Raw genomic sequence first — 17,127 nt, 5'->3', positions numbered from 1 at the left:
TAAAAAGTTAAAAGGTAAAAGAAAATAATCCTTCTTTCTTTTTACTTTTGACTTTTAACTTTTGACTTCTTTGAGGGCTGGGATCAAGCATGAATATAAAGCAAATTGCGAAGGACACAGCCAAAACGCTCTCAAGCTACCTGACTTACCAGGCGTTGAGAACCGTTTTGGCTCAACTGAGCGAAACAAATCCTCCCTTGGCACTTTGGTTCCAAAGCTTTTCCGCTGACAAAATTCAAGACGGAGAAGCATATATTGAGGCACTGTTCCGAGAAAAGCCAGATTTGGCGCTGCGGATTATGACTGTCAGGGAACACATAGCGCAAGAAGTACTTGAATACTTACCGGAAATGGTTCGCACTGGCATTCAGCAGGCAAATATGGAGCATCGTCGCAAGCATTTGGAGCGAATTACGCAATTAGACACATCAAATCCCAGCCCAGAATCAGAACAGCAAGCAACTCCAGAAGAAAATGGCTAATGGTTAATTGTTAATGGTTAATGGAAGACTGGAAGACTGGCAATTAACAATTAACAATCAGCAATTAACAATCAACAAAAATACCAACCAATTACATCAATTATGCAAACCCTACCAAAAGAGCGTCGTTACGAAACCCTTTCCTACCTACCTCCCCTCAGTGATGCTCAAATTGCTAAGCAAATCCAGTACATCCTGAACCAAGGTTACATTCCAGCAATTGAGTTCAACGAAAAATCTGAACCTGCAGAGTTCTACTGGACAATGTGGAAACTACCTTTGTTCAGTGCTAGAAGCACTCAAGAAGTACTCAACGAAGTGCAATCTTGCCGTTCTCAGTATGGCAATTGCTATATCCGTGTTGTAGGTTTCGATAACGTTAAGCAGTGCCAAATTCTTAGCTTTATCGTTCACAAACCCAACAGCAGCAGATACTAAAACCATCTCACGCTCAAATTAATTCGGAGGGTGCGTTAGCATAGCGTAACGCACCTTTTCCTTATTGGTCGAAGTGTTAAGATAGTGGCAGCAATCAACTCAACTATCTAGCTACATAGAGGTGACACTTATGCAACAAATTACTGTTACCGAAGCCTCTCAAAATCTGCCAGACTTAATAAAGGCAGCACTTAGTGGCGAAGAAATCGTAATTACCAAAGACGAGCGCCCCGTGATCAAACTAACTCCGGTGTCTCCAGTGAAACGTCGTCCAACATTTGGAAGCGCAAAAGGTTTAGTTACAATATCGGATGACTTTGACGCACCACTAGAAGACTTTAAGGATTACATGTAATGAAACAACTACTGGATACTCATAGCTTCATTTGGTTTGTTATGGGAAATCCAAAAATCAGTGTCGAAGTGCGATCGCAAATTGAAAATAACGAAAATTTTCTCAGCACAGCTAGTATTTGGGAAATAGCAATTAAACTTAGTATCGGTAAATTGAATTTTGGTATACCTTTTCATGTTTTTATAGAGCAACAACTTAGTCCTAATGGGATTGAATTACTAGATCTAAAAATAGACCACATTACTGTTGTTGCAACACTACCTTTGCATCATCGCGATCCATTTGACAGAATGTTAATTGCACAGGCAATGGTGGAACAGATACCCATAATTAGCGCGGATAGAGTTTTTGATGCTTATCCTATTCAGAGACTGTGGTAAGTAGCAATAGCTTGCTACCAAAGATAGATGAACATTTGTAACCAAAAAAACTTAACATTATTTGCAGAAGTTTGCTTTTCCAGGTATATACATGAGCTATTATATTTCTCCTCGCTTTCAAGACAAACTTGCCGTTCATATTACCAAAAACTACCTCGATCTTCCTGGTGTAAGAGTACCATTGATTCTAGGTATTCATGGACGCAAGGGGGAGGGTAAGTCTTTTCAATGTGAGTTAGTCTTCGAGAGAATGGGTGTCGAAGTTACTCACATATCCGGCGGAGAATTGGAAAGTCCAGATGCAGGAGATCCAGCACGTTTGATTCGTTTGCGCTACCGCGAAACTGCGGAACTTATTCGGGTGCGCGGGAGAATGTGTGTGCTGATGATTAATGATTTAGATGCAGGTGCGGGACGTTTTGATGAAGGCACTCAGTATACGGTAAATACTCAGTTGGTGAATGCCACGCTGATGAATATCGCTGATAATCCTACTGATGTACAGCTTCCTGGTAGTTACGATTCAACGCCTTTACATCGCGTGCCCATAATTGTCACAGGTAACGATTTTTCCACTTTGTATGCACCGTTGATTCGCGATGGTCGGATGGAGAAATTTTACTGGGAACCTAACCGAGATGACAAGGTGGGAATTGTTGAGGGAATTTTCTCTCCTGATGGATTGTCGCGTCGGGAGGTTGAACAGTTTGTTGATACTTTTGCTAACCAGTCTATTGACTTTTTTAGTGCTTTGCGATCGCGTATCTATGATGAACAAATCCGCCACTTCATTCACGACATCGGAATTGAGCGTGTATCCCTACGTGTGGTAAATAGTGTGGAAGGACCACCAACATTTAAAAAGCCAGATTTCAGCTTGTCTCATTTAATTGAGATGGGTAAGTTGATGGTTGGTGAACAAAAACGGGTGGAAAATTCCCAGTTAGTTGATGAGTACAATCGACTAAATAGAAAAAATTATCAACCAGCTACTGCACCGAAATTTGCCGAAGTACCAGTTAATTATCAGTCGTCGCCTAATGGTTCAACAATTGATAATACCGCTCGTAATTATGACAACCACAACAATCAAATACCGAGTACCCCAGTTAGCCAAGAAACATTAGAACAGATGCGGCAGATTTTTGCTCAAGGATATCGTGTGGGCATTGAGTATGTAAATGAACGACGATTCCGCACTGGCTCTTGGCAAAGTTTTGCTACTCACCAAATTAATGATATGGCAGAAGCGATCGCCACTTTAGAATCTTGTCTAGCCGAACATAACGGCGAATACGTGCGCTTAGTAGGAATTGATCCCAAGGCAAAGCGGCGGGTAGTAGAAACAATCATTCAACGCCCCAACGGCATTGGTAGTCGATAAAACAGTCTTCAACTGGATGTAATAAGCGCATCCGTACCTTAAACCCACATATTTTGTAGAGACGTTCGTCGCAACGTCTCTACATTAAATCGGATTAACGAGAAGATAGATACTCCTGCAAATCTTTTGTGCGTTGTTTCGTCAAACGCTCAAGACAACCGTTGCGAAAAATTTCATAACCTGTGCCACCACGAGAGAGGTAGGTTTCAAAATTACAGTTATTATCGCGAAACTTAATCCATTCCTGCTGTGCAGTAACTAGTAATTGCTTTTGCTCACCACTGATAGTAGATATAACTTTTTTATACCCCTGATTTAATTTTTCATCGGCTTTTTGATACGACTGTTGCGAACAGTACTTCATTTCCACTGTATTTGTTGCCTTAGCGCAATTAACTTTTGGTTTCTGCGCATCTACTTTGGTTAAATTGTTGGTGCTAGTAACGCTTGCCATCAGTATCAAGGCGCTAATCAATGTTTTATGCATGATTTATAATACTTAAAGTTTATGTCTATTTTGTTACTTTATAACCAATAAATCTTTAAGTGGCAATAGCTGTTAATCACAACACGTTAGATAAAAAAGGAAACTCAGTTTTAACGTTCCATCTCTTACCGTCATGCAGTAGTAAACTTAACTCAGAAGCCGTAAACTCAAACTCTAACTGTCGATTTTCAAATTCTGACCATGCAGCACGAAAGTTTTGCTTTGTCAAGTCCTTAAACGCAACTGTCATGTGGGGAGCAAAGGGGCGGGTTTTGCCAACTTGATCAACAATTAAGAGGTGAGTTTCTAGATGAGCCATTAAATCAGCTTGCAGTGCTAACAGTTCAGGACTTCTCACTACATTAATATAGATAACGCGGGGAGCAAAGGCTCCGTAACCACTGAGAGTGATGGGTACTGACTCTCGTGTACTGGCAAAGTTTCTTAAACATTCTTCTAGGCGAGGTAAATCGGTGTCATGCCATTCAAAGGGTGGTTGCAGGGTAATATGGGGTGGTGAGTTAAAAGCACCGCGACTGGCATAGCGATCGCTAAAGTACTGCCTAATCTGATGAGCAGAATCTTGGATTTCCCTTGAAGGCAGGAGGGCAATGAAAAAACGACTCATATCATTTTTGATTTTAGATTTTAGATTACTCAGCTATTGCACGTTAATTAAGAAAAGAAAATTTATCAATGGCAAATTGTGATGGAATAATACACAGTTAGAAAATTTAGTGCTATGCTAATTTAAGACCTGGACCTATGCGACTGTAACGCCTAAACTTTGTCAGGACCGGAAGGTAGCAGCAACACGGGATGCTTATAGTAGGCGTAGTCTCCGGGTCGCCCCATTTTAGGAGCGCAAAAGCAACAATGCCTGGTTTTGGAGATATTGTTAAAAAGGCTGTTTACCTTGGTGTTGGGTTAGCTTCTTTCGCGGGCGAGAAAGCAGGCGGAAAATTAGCAGAACTGCGATCGCAAGTCCAAAAGCTGGCAGATGAAATGGTAGCGCGGGGCGAAATGACTACAGAAGAAGCCCGCCGCTTCGTTGAAGATATGATGAAGCAGGCACAGCAACCAACATCTGGCGTAGCAGTTGATGAGCGTACACCTCCTTCTGAGCCTCGCCGCATCGAAATCCTAGAGGAAGACGAGAACTTTACAGCGAAAGATACATCAACTACTAATAATGTAGACGAATTACGCACACAAGTGCTAGAACTACAAGAAGAGTTGAGAAAACTTCAACGCAACCAGTAATTTCGGTATTGCCAAAATTACTAGGTTAGGTGTGTTAATTATATAAATATACCAAATTTAAAATTGGAGGGGTGTCTATCCTCCTGAGTAAAAAGAGGGCTTATAGGCACACAAATTTTTATGGAAAAGTGGCAAAAAGATGTATGGGAAATGCTCCAAACCGTAGCTGAAGAAGTAGAAGGCTTTTTCGTGGGGATGACGGAAATGGTAGATTCATTGTTTGAATTGACAGAAGAATTTACCGAGCAAGTACAAAATAACATGATCGCAGAAGTAGATCAGTATTTGCATGATTTAGCTGAACCATTGATGGAAGTTTACTGGGAACTGGAAGAAGTTGTCGCAGATGATGTAGATCATGGTTTTCCCTACTATGTAGAGCCGACATCAGAAAAAAACTCTGCCTGTATCGGCTGTCATCACTATCATGGTCAAGTATATGGTGGTAATATGTTAGTGTGCGGGATGCATCCGCATGGATGGGAGACGGAAAGTTGTCCAGACTGGGAACAAGAAGAGTAAAGTAAAAAGTAAACAGAAATTTTTGACAAATGACAAGCCAAGAAGTAAAATATGGTGAACGTGAAATAGCGTCCGGAAAACTCATTACCTTTCCCAATCCACGTGTAGGTAGGCGATACGATATTAATATTACTTTGCCAGAATTTACCTGTAAATGTCCATTTTCAGGATACCCAGACTTTGCCACGATTCATATTACCTATGTACCAGATGAAAAAGTGGTGGAATTGAAAGCACTGAAACTATATATTAATAGTTATCGCGATCGCTACATTTCTCACGAAGAATCAGCCAATCAGATTTTAGATGATTTCGTTGCGGCTTGCGATCCCCTACAACTCACGGTGAAAGCGGATTTTACTCCGCGTGGTAATGTACACACCGTAATTGAGGTACGGCATCAAAAGTAAGAAGGAGATTTAGTAGTACAATTGTTCATCCTAGTTCACTAATATTTCTCCCGCCTTAACATACAAAATTTGCGAGGAATTCAACCACTGGGAATCAAAAGCACTAAGATGAGTGGTAGTAATTAAAGTTTGAAAGCGCTCTTGTATCGCATCAAGTAGTTGATTTTGGCGCGAAGGATCTAACTCAGCTAAAACATCATCAAGTAGTAGCAGCGGCGCTTCGCCAACAACTTCTTCAATTAGTTGCAATTCGGCTAGTTTCAAAGCAAGTACTAAAGTACGTTGCTGACCTTGAGAACCGTATTGACGAGCAGGTGTTTGATTAATAGTTAATTCTACTTCGTCACGATGGGGACCGACAAGGGTAGTACCTTGATGTAATTCCGCCACAGCTCGTTGTTGAATCTTGTCGAAAAAAATTTGTTGTGCTTGAGTTGGATTTAATTCAATTGGCACATTAGGCAAGTATTTTACCTTCAAAGTTTCTTGCCTACCACTAATACTAGCGTGCCAAGTAGCAGCGATAGGGGCTAGTCGTTGTATGGCACGCTCTCGTCGGCGAATTACTCGTATACCTGCGTTTACCAACTGTGCATCCCATATCGCCAACTCTGACTCCTGACTCCTGACTCCTGACTCCTGACTCCTTCTTAAATAAGCATTGCGCTGACGTAACACATGATTATATTGTTGTAAAATATGAGCATAAACTGGTTCAAGTTGAATTAACAGCGTATCTAACCAGTTACGGCGACCATCTGGACCACCACGCACTAAATCTAAATCTAAGCTGGAAAATTGTACTGCGTTAAGAACTCCGAGAAAGTCCATTTGACGCCGAATGTTTTCGCTATTGAGGTTAACGGTACGGCGACCATTTCGACGTAGAGTTAATAATAGGTCACTAATACCAGTTTGTCGTTGTAAGGTGGCACGAATTTGGGCAAGTTCCTCTCCTTCACAAATTAAATCACGATCGCGTGCCATCCGATGCGATCGCAATGTCGCCAGCAATTCCACCGCTTCTAACAAATTTGACTTTCCTTGCGCGTTATCACCTACAAGAATCGTTTTAGGAGCAGTAAACTCAACTTGCTGCTCTTTGTAGTTACGAAATTGTCGTAGATGGAGGGTTTGAAGGTACATGAGGAATTGGTGGCTACTAGTTAACCATTACAATAAAACGATTAGCTCAAAACCTTCAATAGAGAAGTTTCTCTGCGATCGTGCTGTAATCCGTAATCAGTTGTGGCGTATTCTATTTGTAACATTAAACGGACAAAGCAATGCCGTGTTAAAATAGTAGCCTTGTAAAAATTTCTTGAGTGACTTACTCTGGGCTTGTTGCTTGCGATCGTAATAAAACCCCAATTCTGATTTGCGATTCCCATAACAAGCAGTAGATTTAGCAAACTCAACTATTTCTTGAACAACGTTTTGCGGCAAATTGATCCCCAAATAAAACCCCTCAGTTTTGAGGTAGTTGACTGCTTCATCGACATTAACACCTGTGAACAAAGAATTTCTCTCACATACAGACAATTGAGATGATTTAGCGGAGCCAGAAGACAGATACCTCATGATATCTCGTCCAATCTTAAATCTACCAATTTTACGCATCAACAGCCATTGAGGATTTGTAGTCAATCCTTTATAAAATTCGTAACAAGTATCATAGATATATGTCCAGACTCTTTCAAATAGGTTATTTATTACATTTGTATTCATTAGATTCTTCTTATTAAGGTAGCAAAATGTCGTAAAGCAAATGCTCCTTTTCAATAGTAGCTTTTGCACTTGTATAGATGTGAAAGTGTAATTTGTACTTCACAATCCTAAACGCTAAAAGTTAAAAATGCTACTTTATTTAAGTAAAATAAAAGTGTATTTTTAATTAAATTAGTCAAATTTTATTCAGTAATTTTACTTAGAAAAGTTGATAATTCACCAATGCACGTCGATCCCCAATAGAATTCGATTAAGGTTATTAGTTATAATTGATGGTATGTAGAGACATGAAATTGCGCGTCTGTCTACTCTCAAATCTTGCACACGCTTTTTGTCCGCCTAGAAATAAATGATGCTGTTGGCAAATCATAGGTATCGCCCCTCACACAAGGATTTTTCGTCATTTCACACGATTGTAGAGACGTTCCGCCGGAACGTCTCTACGAGGGTTTTTATTTAATCGTCGCTCTTCAAAAATTGAATCAAATCATGCACTGAGTCATGTTTTGACACAGCACCATCACAAGTAACTTGCCAAAAAACTGGTTTGATTGCCGACATTACCTCTACACGATGTGAACAATTGTTATGAGATACAACAAGGAATCCTACTCTTTGCAAAGCACGCTTTGTCCACTGTGTCTCTACACCTTCACCTACCAAATTAACTGTGCCACGAATTGGCGTATGCAGATGAAATTCTCCAGTAAGTGCATCAAACTCCACACCCTCACTCCTGAATGCATCAGCAAATACACCACTTAAAACTAAGTCTTCCGGTGCGCCAATGTGTAAAGAACCACCTTCTGCCATTAGCCAAATCTTATCAGCAAGACGCAAAGCCAAATCTAAATCGTGAGTGGAAAGTAAAATCGCCTGATTTGTCTGTTGCACTAAACGCCGCAACAGTTGCATAATTTCCACGCGGCGGGGTAAATCTAAAAAAGCAGTTGGTTCATCCAATAGCATTAAAACAGGTTCTTGTGCCAAAGCACGAGCAATCATGATTTTTTGCCGTTCACCATCACTGAGTTCTAACACATTGCGAACCGCTAAATGTTTAGCTCCCACAGCGTCAATTGCCCAATTGACTATTTCTTCATCTTTAGGTGTCAAGTTTCCCCACCAGTCAGTATAAGGATAGCGCCCCATTGTCACCAAAACATATGCTGACAGCATTCCCACATCAACTTTCTCGGTGAGTACTAAACTCAAGCGTTTGGCTAACTCCTGCGGCGCTAACTTGTAAACGTTGTTTCCGAGAAGTTGCACTTCACCACTAATGGGGGGTTGCATTCCCGCCAAGGTTCGCAGCAGAGTTGACTTCCCCGCACCATTAGCACCAAGTAAGCAAACAAGTTCACCAGCACTTAGAGATGCACAAATATTAGATGCCACAGTACGAGTAGTACGCAGCGCTGTTTTGTAACCAATAGTTAGGTTATGAGTTGTGAGAATTGCATTACTCATTTGAGAAAACTAGACAGCGATTAGCCTGCATCATTAGACAAACGTTGGCGTAATTCTCGAATAGCTACTCCAGTACCACGTTCACTTGCAGCTTCTAGGCATTGAGCAACTATTGTTTGCAAATCAATCGCTGGAAAGTAACGACTGGTAGTTTGCTGTTGGTATTCGTTTTCCTGTAACCTATAAATGGCAAGTTGATTTCTTTTGAGCAACCAAACCTCTGGGACTCGATATGGCAAGTAATCGCTAGCATTAGTGTAGGTGGTTACATCAATTTCAATCACCAAATCGGGTGATGAATCAGTACCCCATTTTAATCTGTCTCGCCCGACGACTGCTTGCCAATTGTCGATGTAAAAGCAGTAATCTGGCTCAATCCCCCCGAATTCTGGTAAATCCATTGTAATGGGTGTGAAAGCTTCGTAGTTGCGATTTTGGCAATCAAGTAAAGTAGTAACTATGTTAGCAACCAAATGAGCATCTCTTCCGTGTTTGGGGAGAGGGGACATGAGTAAAATTTCTCCAGAACTGTACTTAATACGGGGAATGGCTGAATCCCCTCTGCTAGAGCATAACTCTTGATAGTCAAGCCAAGAACCAGGCATTCGCACAACTGTTCCTGGTGGTAGCTGAATTTTTTCCCGCGAAATGAGAGCAAACATGAGAATATTACTCCAGTGTAATGCATTCTTCTATAATATTGAAGATGGTATTTTTTCTAACGAAACCAAACCATTGTCCTCAAAATCTATCTCTAGATGATATCTTTTCATCATCGCAACTCCCAGTAAAGGCTTATTACCAGAGGCCAAAACCGGGACTACTTTTTCTACATTGTCCCAAACAATTATTACCAAATGTATAGATAATAAAACTTGGCTACCATCAGCTAATGTTGCAGGTGTACTGGCACGTAAAGGAAGATTCATTGCATTGACTGCTTGTGGCGGCAAAGTGAGATAGCCATTGAATCCAGTATCGATGACAAAATCCAGTGAAAAATCAGGTTGCTCAGGTAAACGAAAAATTACTGGAACTGTTGCCTTACCACCAATTAATCTTCCATAAATCATTCGGCTGTACGCTCCATAGAAGCACTACCAAAGCTAAATGCAACATCATAACCTATTCGCATCATAAATAATCTAGCGTTTGGGTTCTTCTGCTTTAACGTCAATATTGATTCCACACCAGTTTCATCAATTTCATACTCGCCAGTCTCAGCATCAATCACAATCATCTTGCCAATATTATCGCCATGCTCAACTATTGAGCGAATACCCTGATCGTAAAATTGTTTAGCTCTTTGGGCGACTTCTTCTACAGTCCAAAAAATAGCCTGCATAATTACACCTGCCTTTTGCTTTTGAATTATTATAGCTAAATACTACTTGAAAAAGTAACTGGACTTTGGACTAAAAGGCTAGAGAAAAGCAGTCAGCAGTAACACTGACTGCAGTAAAGTCATTTGTCAGGAGCGAGAATTACGACGCAAAATTACCCAGGTAACAACTGGAGTACCAATTAAAGCAGTGACAGAATTTAAAGGTAATACTATTTGACTTCCGTTTATCTGCGACAGCAAATCTGCAACTAACGCTAAAATTGCACCAACAAAAATTACAGCAGGAACTAATATTCGATGATCGGATGTGTTGAAAAGACTACGACAAAGGTGGGGAACGGCTACTCCTAGAAAGGCGATCGGTCCACAAAATGCAGTAATCACACCTGCTAAAATAGAGGCACTGGTAATAATCCAAAATCTTGCTTGTTGCACGCCTAAACCAAGACTGCGAGCGTAAGCTTCACCAAGCAGCAGTGCATTTAAAGCTTTAGATAGCATTACAGATACTAACAATGCTAACAGTACCAAAGGCGCTAAAACTAGCATTTGTTGCCAAGTTACACCACCAAAACTGCCAAAAGTCCACTGTAAGTATGATTGGATTTGCTGACTTTCACTTATATGCAACAAAATACTGACAATAGCACTGGTTGCATAGCCAAATAATAGCCCCAAAATTAGTAACGTTGTCGTATCTTGAAGGCGGCGAGATACGATTAATACTAACCCCAATACTGCTGCTGCACCTAAACTTGCCGCTACTACTAAACTCAAATCACCAATTACTCCTAAATTACTTAATAATTTACCTGCACCCGTTACACTTGTTGTTAACACTATTAATGCGACTCCTAAAGAAGCACCGGAACTAATTCCTAATACAAATGGTCCCGCTAAAGGGTTTCTAAATAAAGTTTGCATTTGCAATCCACTTACTCCCAAAGCTGCACCAGCGAAAGTTGCTGTTAAAGCTTTTGGTAGGCGAATTTTTAAAATTATCATATTCCAAGTTGCTTTTTCTGCTTCTTTTCCTAGTAATATAGTGATAACTTGCTGGATGGGAATGTGAACCGAACCTAACGCTAAGTTTAGTAGGAAAGCTAAGATTAAGGCTATTAGTAATGTTGAGAAAACTAAATGTATTTTCCTTAATATTTTTGGATTATAGTAATTTATTTTTTTTAATTTATCCTTTTTTATAAACATGGTAATAAAATTAATTTGCTCTAATATTAATTAATAGTAGTAATAAATATTTAGATAAATGAACCGCAGAGACGCAGAGGACACAGAGAAGAAGATACATAAAATTTCATACTTAATTGTTCGGATTGTCATGAGTTATTTGTTACCTGTCACAAATGACTCAAGTTGATCTTAACGAAGAAATATAAAATCTGTATGCGCACTCTTCTTATCTGTGTACATCTGTGTGCATCTGTGGTTAATTTTTTTCAACCATTGGAGGATAGCAATTTGCAATCACTTTCTTACCTTGAATCAAATGCTCATCAACAATAATTTCAGCGATATTGGGATTAACGCGAGTGTACCACGTTCTATCTTCAGAATAAAATACTACAGGACCTAATTTGCACACTTCTAAACAGCCTGAAGTTCTTACCTCTACATCTAAACCAGATTTTTCAACTGCTGCTTTTAGTGATTCAAATGTGGGTTGCCAATGTTGGGAAGGCAGACAACGGCTAGAAGTACAAACTGATATATAAGGATGCTTTAGGGGATTTTTATGAAACGGTATTTGCTTTTTGCCTAACACATAAATATCCCGCAGTTCTTCGTATAAGGCTAATTTTGCTAAGTTAGGCTTGCCTTCTGGTAATAAATTTTCTCCCTCTACATATGGATTAGGCAAGAAAATCGTCATCAAATTCTCGTCTGCACCATTCCAAAAATCAATTCCCCAACTTCTAGGGATATTTTCTGCATTAAACCGTCGATAAAAAGCAGCACGATTTACTTGACGCTTTTTTCTTAATTCCAAAGGTGTCTTACAATGGGGACCACCTAAGTTTGCTTCTATACATAAGTGAAGATGCCAACCTTCTGTTACTACAGTCAGATATCCATCATAAAGAATGCAAATTTTTGGTGCAGCAGTAAACTCTAATTCCAATACGCCACCTTGTACAATATGTCCTACCCCAACCTGTTGCCAATTCTGCTGAAATAAGGTGTAAAGTAGGGATGATAAAACGTCGCAACTGCAATCAAAATCTTCATATTCGATGTACCCTCCCGTAGGTGTAGGTTCGGTGGAGACTCGATTTAATGGTGTTACCCAAGAATTACCTAGTGACATAGTGGTTTTGAATTGTAAAATTTTGTTAATAGCTAATTGTTAATGGATAATTGTTATTTTACTATTAGCTATCAACAATTAGCACTTAAAATGTTGCATTTATTCCAACTTGAAAAAGTCTACCTGCATCAGGATAACCCGAGAATAATTGATATCTCTGGTTAAAGATGTTATCTACACTGCCAGTCAATACTATATTATCACTTAAAGGAACTCGCGTTTTAACATCTATTGTCGTGTAACCAGGCAAAGATTCGGTGTTTGTATTATTTGTGGGATATGAACCAAGAGAATGCATAATCAAGCCTAAGTACAAACCTTGAGGATTTTCATAAGAAATTCCTATATTTAAATTGTCCGCACCTGCAAATCGCAATTCGTTGTCAACTTCGGCAGGATTGGTACTTTTTAAGATGCGGGGATCATTTAAGGTATAATTAACAAAGGCGTAGACATTCTTTGCTAGTTGCAAGTTCAAAGCTGCTTCAATTCCTCTGGTACGAACTAAGCCTATATTCTCGAAAGTGGCTATGGGAACAGCAAAGTTATAAGCTATCAAGTCTGATATTGTGTTGCTAAAGAAGGTTAAACGCAATAGACCAATATCTCCAAATTTCTGATCAATTCCTACATCATAACTATCACCATTTTCAGGACGCAGATTTGGGTTTCCAACAAAGGTAGAACCTTGAGCATATAAGTCAAAAAGAGTGGGTACGCGAAAATTCCTGATATAATTAGCTCTGATGGTCGTGGAGTCAGAAATTGCCCAACGTGCGCCGACACTAGGTGATGTAAAGGAGCCATTTGCTAAACTGTTGAAATCTTGACGTAAGCCTAAATTGACAGCAAAACCAGGAGTGAAGTTAATTTCATATCTGGCAAATAGCGCTCCTTGAGAGATGCTATCGTCGTAACTGACAGTTTTTTGGTTGGTAAAATAGCTGAAAGTACTGTTGCGTGCTGACACGTTGCGGTAATCAAAGCCATAAACCAAGGTTTGATTTTTAGCAAATTTCCAACTGTGTTGCGTTTGAATTCCGTAAGAATTTTGTTTGTTATCAAACCTTTGCTGGGATGAAAGTGGTAGGGTAAGATTATCAAACCGGGTGTTGAGAAAATCAGCGTAAACTCTTGCTGTTAAAAGGGAATCATTTCCATTTCCCAGTTTTGAGTTCCAGGTTAAATCGGTAAGAACTTGGTCTGTGTATTTGCGGTTGTTGTCAGTTAAGCGATTAAAATAACCTTGTCCAAATTCTGGTACAAGAACAGGGACTCCTCCAGGAACTCCTTGCTCTTTTGATAAGTACAAGGTTGAGAGGGCGAGGGTGTTGCGCGAATCTAAATTTGCCTCCAATTTGATATTAAAGTTGTTATAGAGAACATCATTATTTTTCCGCGTTCCTTCAAAATTAGCTTCAGGGATGGAAAAAGGGTAATTATACTGAGCTTCAGTACGGTTGTAACCCACAACCCAAGAAATATCCCCTGCTTTCCCGCTATTTTGGATGCTTTGTTGATTTAGTCCATAAGCACCAAATATGACTTTTGCAGATGTTGTCACTTTCTCTGTCGGACGACGAGTGATAATGTTAATCACTCCTCCAATTGCATCGGAACCATAAAGGGTAGAACCTCCTCCTGGTAAGACTTCTACTCTTTCAACGTTATCGGTGGTAATCTCTGAAAGGTCAAAGCCACCAGATCCCAAATTGTTAATCGGTCTACCATCAAGCAAAATCAGTACTTGTGAAGTGTTGGAACCTCGGATAAATTGACCGCTTAATGCATTCACTTCTGTGCCAACAGTACCATCAGGTAAGATTCCAGGAAGAAAACGCAGCGCTTCTCTGATAGTTTTCGCCCCCTGCGCTTCAATTTCTTCTTTGGTAATTACATAAATTGGACGGGTAGAATCTTTTACTGTCCCTTCCCGGCGGAAGGGAGAATATACAGGCTGATTTAATATCTCACCCGTTACTGTCAGTTCAATATCGGGTTCTTGTTGATCTGTTGGTGCTGGGATGGTTTGAGCGATCAGCTTCGCTGCTGCCCCTTGGGCGATCGCATCTTTACCCTCATAGAGCATGAGCAAACAGACAGTCAAACTAGACACCATCAATTGGATTCCCCAATCTGAAACACTTATAGTATTCAATCCTCTCCTTACTTCTTTGACTAATAAAAGAGTGGTTTTGTCGGCTCAGATCCCCGACTTCTCTAAGAAGTCGGGGATCTTGTTGATCTTGTTGTTTACAAATGATTTAGGATTACTATACATCTGATTACAGTTGCCTTTCAGCAACTGAGTATGCAATGATTATCATTATTTTGATTATCATTCTCATTTTTGAGCTTGTCAATCCTAATTTTTGGAATTCTCCTAACAAATTATTAACTGAATTGTTAATGGTTCATTACGAGAGCGTTAATTGTTCAAAGCCATTAACAATGAACAATTAACAGTCAGAAAAGGACAGTTTACCATTTCACTAACCACAAGTTATGTTTAATTTCGCCCACTTACTTAGGAGCGGAACCCTTGCCCAAATTTCCTAGTCTATGATCTCATAGCAAAGTACTGGCTGTAGCGTATCTCCAGCACGATGACAACGTGAAACTGACTGATTGTTGAAATATTCATTGCAGTATTCATCTGTACCTCGCAGATGCGTGTGAGTTTTTTGTTACCAAGGGCGGGCATTCTGACTTAGAGACATAAGTCTCTTCACAGTTGCGGGACAGTGCCGGATTCACACCGAACTTTCCCCGTTACCTCTGATGGCTGACACCCACCAGAACCGTCTAGTTAATCATCATATAATAATTGAAGCGCTTAACGTGAATTTTTTTGATAATTAATTGTCAGGACGAGCTGTTTGAAGTGTTATGTAGAAACCTTACTGTACGGTTTCTACATGATTTGCACTAACAAAAAATTAACACTTCTTAATTATACTAAACCTGAACAAAGTAGTCCCTTAGCACGAAAGAAATTTTTTGGCAAGTGATTATTAAGAAATGATTGAAATTTGGCACTTAAAATTACCTTTTAAAAATTTTCAACTAAATACGTCTCACCATAACGGAATTATCCTCTATCTTGGTCAAGTAAGTTGAGAGTGGTTTTGTGGCTGGACCATTTTGCACCTTACCATCAACTCCAAATTCTGAAGCGTGACAAGGACATAAAAATATTTTTTCTTTAACTTCCCATTCCACCTTACAATTAAGATGTGTGCAAGTAGGGTTTACAGCAATCAAATTTTGACTTTTTGATGTACCAATTACCAAAATGGGACCAAAAGGCGATTTTTCTTTGAAGATTTGACCTGTTTTATCTAACTCCGCTACCGTCCCCACAAGAAACCAGTTCTCAGATGTAGATGATTTGGGTTTAATGGGTTTAGGTTGTGTCGCATAAGTCATTGCGAATACTACAGGTAAGCAATTCACAAACCAACCTATACTAAATAAGACAATAAAATCACGACGATTCATATTATTAATAGTAAAAAATTCGCATAGGGAGAGTGAAAAAATACAAATTACTCTCCCACTTCCAGATTTTACAGATTATGAAAAATCAAGGAAAATCAATTTTACGGAAGGCTATTCCGCAGACGGCGCAAGCAATTTATCGATGCAGCACAATCACAACCAAACATAGCTACAGCAGCATCGCTTTCTGCATCTGTAACCCCAAGCAGAGCCTTTTCATTATTCGCGTCGGTTACGTCAATCTCTGGTACACCCTTCTTCAAATGAGACAATTGTTGAGCATTAGCGCAAAAATGTTTACCGAGTTTTGGATGTTTTACACAAGCTTTTTGGCTTTCTGCTGATACTGGTGTAATCTTAGCGTCAGGACGATCTACAGGTTGCGGTACCGATTGATTAGCGATGCTAACTTTACCAGTCATTAATAAGGAAGCCACAGAAAATAAAGCTGCGGGTTTAGAAGTCAAAGCTACGAGTAATTTCTTCACTCAATTCTCCTAAAAATAAATTAACTGCCTAGATAGGTATTCTCATCATCCATCGCACAAACCGTATAATTTATGACAAATTTGGCATAAACTCTTTCCATCTTCGGTAAACACATTCATAACATTCAGGTGGAGAAATGACAAGATTTTGCAAAACATTAACCTCAAAATATGAGTTAAATTTTATTAACAAAATAATGTCTTTTCGCGGATTGTAGGTATCCACGGCTTGAAGGATCAGTGTAGCTTCTTTTGGAGGCACAATCCACTCACTCAAATGTTCCGGCAATCTGGCTTTAGTAACAAAGCCTATATTCAAGATTTCGTCAGGTGAAATTTTGTTCCCGGTGATTGTAGTAAAAGTGGTATCGGGTAAATCTACTGTATTATTTATATTACAAACAACAACACCACGCCCTGACTTTAAAAAACCCTTCCAAGCGGTGTAGCTAATCAGTAAAAAATTTGTAAAATTAAACAATTGCTCTCACCAATTATTGTTTATTAGAAACATTGACTTCTGAACACAAGATTTTAGCTGCTTCCAG

22 protein-coding genes, 1 other RNA gene and 1 riboswitch are annotated in these 17,127 nt (G+C 39.6%); of the genes, 9 read left to right on the top strand and 14 right to left on the bottom strand.

Annotated elements, in window-relative coordinates; translation table 11 throughout:
• Nucleotides 1-89: 89 nt before the first annotated feature.
• From rcbX to ICL16_RS08870, 5 genes are all read left to right on the top strand, one after another.
• The gene (gene rcbX / locus ICL16_RS08890; protein ID WP_190826483.1) at nucleotides 90-482 is read left to right on the top strand and encodes a RuBisCO chaperone RbcX; all 393 of its coding nucleotides are present in this window, start codon (nucleotides 90-92) and stop codon (nucleotides 480-482) included.
• A 102-nt stretch (nucleotides 483-584) separates the two neighbouring features.
• A complete protein-coding gene (locus tag ICL16_RS08885) occupies nucleotides 585-920 on the top strand; it encodes a ribulose bisphosphate carboxylase small subunit (protein WP_190826482.1) in 336 nt (111 codons plus the stop codon).
• 130 nt (nucleotides 921-1,050) lie between these two features.
• Complete coding sequence (locus ICL16_RS08880) at nucleotides 1,051-1,275, top strand: type II toxin-antitoxin system Phd/YefM family antitoxin (protein WP_190826481.1); 225 nt, start codon at nucleotides 1,051-1,053, stop codon at nucleotides 1,273-1,275.
• Nucleotides 1,275-1,655 (top strand): type II toxin-antitoxin system VapC family toxin, encoded by a 381-nt coding sequence (locus tag ICL16_RS08875; RefSeq protein ID WP_190826480.1) that lies wholly within the window; start codon nucleotides 1,275-1,277, stop codon nucleotides 1,653-1,655. Before ICL16_RS08880 ends, ICL16_RS08875 begins: the two co-directional genes overlap by 1 nt.
• Before the next feature lie 91 nt (nucleotides 1,656-1,746).
• Entirely contained in the window at nucleotides 1,747-3,039 is a 1,293-nt protein-coding gene (locus ICL16_RS08870) for a RuBisCO small subunit-like domain-containing protein (RefSeq protein WP_190826479.1), read from the top strand.
• Nucleotides 3,040-3,133: 94 nt separating this feature from the next.
• Here ICL16_RS08870 and ICL16_RS08865 read toward each other — a convergent pair whose 3' ends face one another.
• Together ICL16_RS08865 and ICL16_RS08860 are read right to left on the bottom strand one after the other, a co-directional pair.
• Nucleotides 3,134-3,526 carry a lysozyme inhibitor LprI family protein gene (locus tag ICL16_RS08865; RefSeq protein WP_190826478.1) on the bottom strand — a complete coding sequence of 131 codons (393 nt, stop codon included), beginning with the start codon at nucleotides 3,524-3,526 and terminating at the stop codon, nucleotides 3,134-3,136.
• Between the two features lie 76 nt (nucleotides 3,527-3,602).
• Complete coding sequence (locus ICL16_RS08860) at nucleotides 3,603-4,154, bottom strand: 2'-5' RNA ligase family protein (protein ID WP_190826477.1); 552 nt, start codon at nucleotides 4,152-4,154, stop codon at nucleotides 3,603-3,605.
• 126 nt (nucleotides 4,155-4,280) lie between these two features.
• Here ICL16_RS08860 and ffs point away from each other — a divergent pair.
• From ffs to queF, 4 genes are all read left to right on the top strand, one after another.
• Nucleotides 4,281-4,377: signal recognition particle sRNA small type (ffs, locus tag ICL16_RS08855), an RNA gene on the top strand.
• A gap of 25 nt (nucleotides 4,378-4,402) precedes the next feature.
• Complete coding sequence (locus ICL16_RS08850; protein WP_190826476.1) at nucleotides 4,403-4,789, top strand: phasin family protein; 387 nt, start codon at nucleotides 4,403-4,405, stop codon at nucleotides 4,787-4,789.
• A gap of 120 nt (nucleotides 4,790-4,909) precedes the next feature.
• Entirely contained in the window at nucleotides 4,910-5,311 is a 402-nt protein-coding gene (locus ICL16_RS08845) for a hypothetical protein (protein WP_190826475.1), read from the top strand.
• Between the two features lie 29 nt (nucleotides 5,312-5,340).
• Nucleotides 5,341-5,721 (top strand): preQ(1) synthase, encoded by a 381-nt coding sequence (gene queF, locus ICL16_RS08840; RefSeq protein WP_190826474.1) that lies wholly within the window; start codon nucleotides 5,341-5,343, stop codon nucleotides 5,719-5,721.
• Nucleotides 5,722-5,751: 30 nt separating this feature from the next.
• On the opposite strand, the gene recF is transcribed toward queF, so the two are convergent.
• The 12 genes from recF to ICL16_RS08780 form a co-directional block, all read right to left on the bottom strand.
• Nucleotides 5,752-6,867 (bottom strand): DNA replication/repair protein RecF, encoded by a 1,116-nt coding sequence (recF, locus tag ICL16_RS08835; RefSeq protein WP_190826473.1) that lies wholly within the window; start codon nucleotides 6,865-6,867, stop codon nucleotides 5,752-5,754.
• Nucleotides 6,868-6,963: 96 nt separating this feature from the next.
• Nucleotides 6,964-7,449, bottom strand: a complete 486-nt coding sequence (locus ICL16_RS08830; RefSeq protein ID WP_190826472.1) for a hypothetical protein — start codon at nucleotides 7,447-7,449, stop codon at nucleotides 6,964-6,966.
• 456 nt (nucleotides 7,450-7,905) lie between these two features.
• The gene (locus ICL16_RS08825) at nucleotides 7,906-8,919 is read right to left on the bottom strand and encodes an ABC transporter ATP-binding protein (RefSeq protein ID WP_190826471.1); all 1,014 of its coding nucleotides are present in this window, start codon (nucleotides 8,917-8,919) and stop codon (nucleotides 7,906-7,908) included.
• 20 nt (nucleotides 8,920-8,939) lie between these two features.
• The gene (locus ICL16_RS08820) at nucleotides 8,940-9,581 is read right to left on the bottom strand and encodes a Uma2 family endonuclease (protein WP_190826470.1); all 642 of its coding nucleotides are present in this window, start codon (nucleotides 9,579-9,581) and stop codon (nucleotides 8,940-8,942) included.
• 30 nt (nucleotides 9,582-9,611) lie between these two features.
• Nucleotides 9,612-9,992 carry a clan AA aspartic protease gene (locus tag ICL16_RS08815; protein WP_190826469.1) on the bottom strand — a complete coding sequence of 127 codons (381 nt, stop codon included), beginning with the start codon at nucleotides 9,990-9,992 and terminating at the stop codon, nucleotides 9,612-9,614.
• On the bottom strand, nucleotides 9,989-10,264 hold the full coding sequence (locus ICL16_RS08810) for a hypothetical protein (RefSeq protein WP_190826468.1): 276 nt from the start codon (nucleotides 10,262-10,264) through the stop codon (nucleotides 9,989-9,991). Before ICL16_RS08810 ends, ICL16_RS08815 begins: the two co-directional genes overlap by 4 nt.
• A 126-nt stretch (nucleotides 10,265-10,390) precedes the next feature.
• Complete coding sequence (locus ICL16_RS08805; RefSeq protein ID WP_190826467.1) at nucleotides 10,391-11,473, bottom strand: iron ABC transporter permease; 1,083 nt, start codon at nucleotides 11,471-11,473, stop codon at nucleotides 10,391-10,393.
• 238 nt (nucleotides 11,474-11,711) lie between these two features.
• Nucleotides 11,712-12,590 (bottom strand): (2Fe-2S) ferredoxin domain-containing protein, encoded by an 879-nt coding sequence (locus ICL16_RS08800; RefSeq protein WP_190826466.1) that lies wholly within the window; start codon nucleotides 12,588-12,590, stop codon nucleotides 11,712-11,714.
• Between the two features lie 85 nt (nucleotides 12,591-12,675).
• Nucleotides 12,676-14,679, bottom strand: coding sequence for a TonB-dependent receptor plug domain-containing protein (locus ICL16_RS08795; RefSeq protein WP_420485264.1), 2,004 nt, complete (start codon nucleotides 14,677-14,679; stop codon nucleotides 12,676-12,678).
• 589 nt (nucleotides 14,680-15,268) lie between these two features.
• Nucleotides 15,269-15,401: riboswitch (cobalamin riboswitch) on the bottom strand.
• A gap of 255 nt (nucleotides 15,402-15,656) precedes the next feature.
• Nucleotides 15,657-16,091, bottom strand: a complete 435-nt coding sequence (locus ICL16_RS08790) for a QcrA and Rieske domain-containing protein (RefSeq protein WP_190826465.1) — start codon at nucleotides 16,089-16,091, stop codon at nucleotides 15,657-15,659.
• 101 nt (nucleotides 16,092-16,192) lie between these two features.
• A complete protein-coding gene (locus ICL16_RS08785) occupies nucleotides 16,193-16,579 on the bottom strand; it encodes a hypothetical protein (protein ID WP_190826464.1) in 387 nt (128 codons plus the stop codon).
• Nucleotides 16,580-16,649: 70 nt separating this feature from the next.
• Nucleotides 16,650-17,060, bottom strand: coding sequence for a hypothetical protein (locus ICL16_RS08780; protein WP_190826463.1), 411 nt, complete (start codon nucleotides 17,058-17,060; stop codon nucleotides 16,650-16,652).
• Nucleotides 17,061-17,127: the final 67 nt, after the last annotated feature.

Source organism: Iningainema tapete BLCC-T55 (assembly GCF_014698965.1).
Taxonomy (GTDB): Bacteria; Cyanobacteriota; Cyanobacteriia; order Cyanobacteriales; family Nostocaceae; genus Iningainema; species Iningainema tapete.
This window is presented reverse-complemented; position numbering and strand designations above follow the sequence as displayed.

Excerpts from the sequence above, each read along its gene's own strand:
- ICL16_RS08875 (WP_190826480.1), top strand. The coding sequence starts at position 1,275 with ATGAAACAACTACTGGATACTCATAGCTTCATTTGGTTTGTTATGGGA.
- ICL16_RS08845 (WP_190826475.1), top strand. The coding sequence starts at position 4,910 with ATGGAAAAGTGGCAAAAAGATGTATGGGAAATGCTCCAAACCGTAGCT.
- recF (WP_190826473.1), bottom strand. The coding sequence starts at position 6,867 with ATGTACCTTCAAACCCTCCATCTACGACAATTTCGTAACTACAAAGAG.
- ICL16_RS08790 (WP_190826465.1), bottom strand. The coding sequence starts at position 16,091 with ATGAATCGTCGTGATTTTATTGTCTTATTTAGTATAGGTTGGTTTGTG.
- ICL16_RS08860 (WP_190826477.1), bottom strand. The coding sequence starts at position 4,154 with ATGAGTCGTTTTTTCATTGCCCTCCTGCCTTCAAGGGAAATCCAAGAT.
- ICL16_RS08795 (WP_420485264.1), bottom strand. The coding sequence starts at position 14,679 with ATGCTCTATGAGGGTAAAGATGCGATCGCCCAAGGGGCAGCAGCGAAG.
- ICL16_RS08830 (WP_190826472.1), bottom strand. The coding sequence starts at position 7,449 with ATGAATACAAATGTAATAAATAACCTATTTGAAAGAGTCTGGACATAT.
- ICL16_RS08815 (WP_190826469.1), bottom strand. The coding sequence starts at position 9,992 with ATGATTTATGGAAGATTAATTGGTGGTAAGGCAACAGTTCCAGTAATT.
- queF (WP_190826474.1), top strand. The coding sequence starts at position 5,341 with ATGACAAGCCAAGAAGTAAAATATGGTGAACGTGAAATAGCGTCCGGA.
- ICL16_RS08880 (WP_190826481.1), top strand. The coding sequence starts at position 1,051 with ATGCAACAAATTACTGTTACCGAAGCCTCTCAAAATCTGCCAGACTTA.
- ICL16_RS08800 (WP_190826466.1), bottom strand. The coding sequence starts at position 12,590 with ATGTCACTAGGTAATTCTTGGGTAACACCATTAAATCGAGTCTCCACC.
- ICL16_RS08865 (WP_190826478.1), bottom strand. The coding sequence starts at position 3,526 with ATGCATAAAACATTGATTAGCGCCTTGATACTGATGGCAAGCGTTACT.
- ICL16_RS08885 (WP_190826482.1), top strand. The coding sequence starts at position 585 with ATGCAAACCCTACCAAAAGAGCGTCGTTACGAAACCCTTTCCTACCTA.
- ICL16_RS08825 (WP_190826471.1), bottom strand. The coding sequence starts at position 8,919 with ATGAGTAATGCAATTCTCACAACTCATAACCTAACTATTGGTTACAAA.
- ICL16_RS08820 (WP_190826470.1), bottom strand. The coding sequence starts at position 9,581 with ATGTTTGCTCTCATTTCGCGGGAAAAAATTCAGCTACCACCAGGAACA.
- ICL16_RS08850 (WP_190826476.1), top strand. The coding sequence starts at position 4,403 with ATGCCTGGTTTTGGAGATATTGTTAAAAAGGCTGTTTACCTTGGTGTT.
- ICL16_RS08805 (WP_190826467.1), bottom strand. The coding sequence starts at position 11,473 with ATGTTTATAAAAAAGGATAAATTAAAAAAAATAAATTACTATAATCCA.
- ICL16_RS08870 (WP_190826479.1), top strand. The coding sequence starts at position 1,747 with ATGAGCTATTATATTTCTCCTCGCTTTCAAGACAAACTTGCCGTTCAT.
- rcbX (WP_190826483.1), top strand. The coding sequence starts at position 90 with ATGAATATAAAGCAAATTGCGAAGGACACAGCCAAAACGCTCTCAAGC.
- ICL16_RS08810 (WP_190826468.1), bottom strand. The coding sequence starts at position 10,264 with ATGCAGGCTATTTTTTGGACTGTAGAAGAAGTCGCCCAAAGAGCTAAA.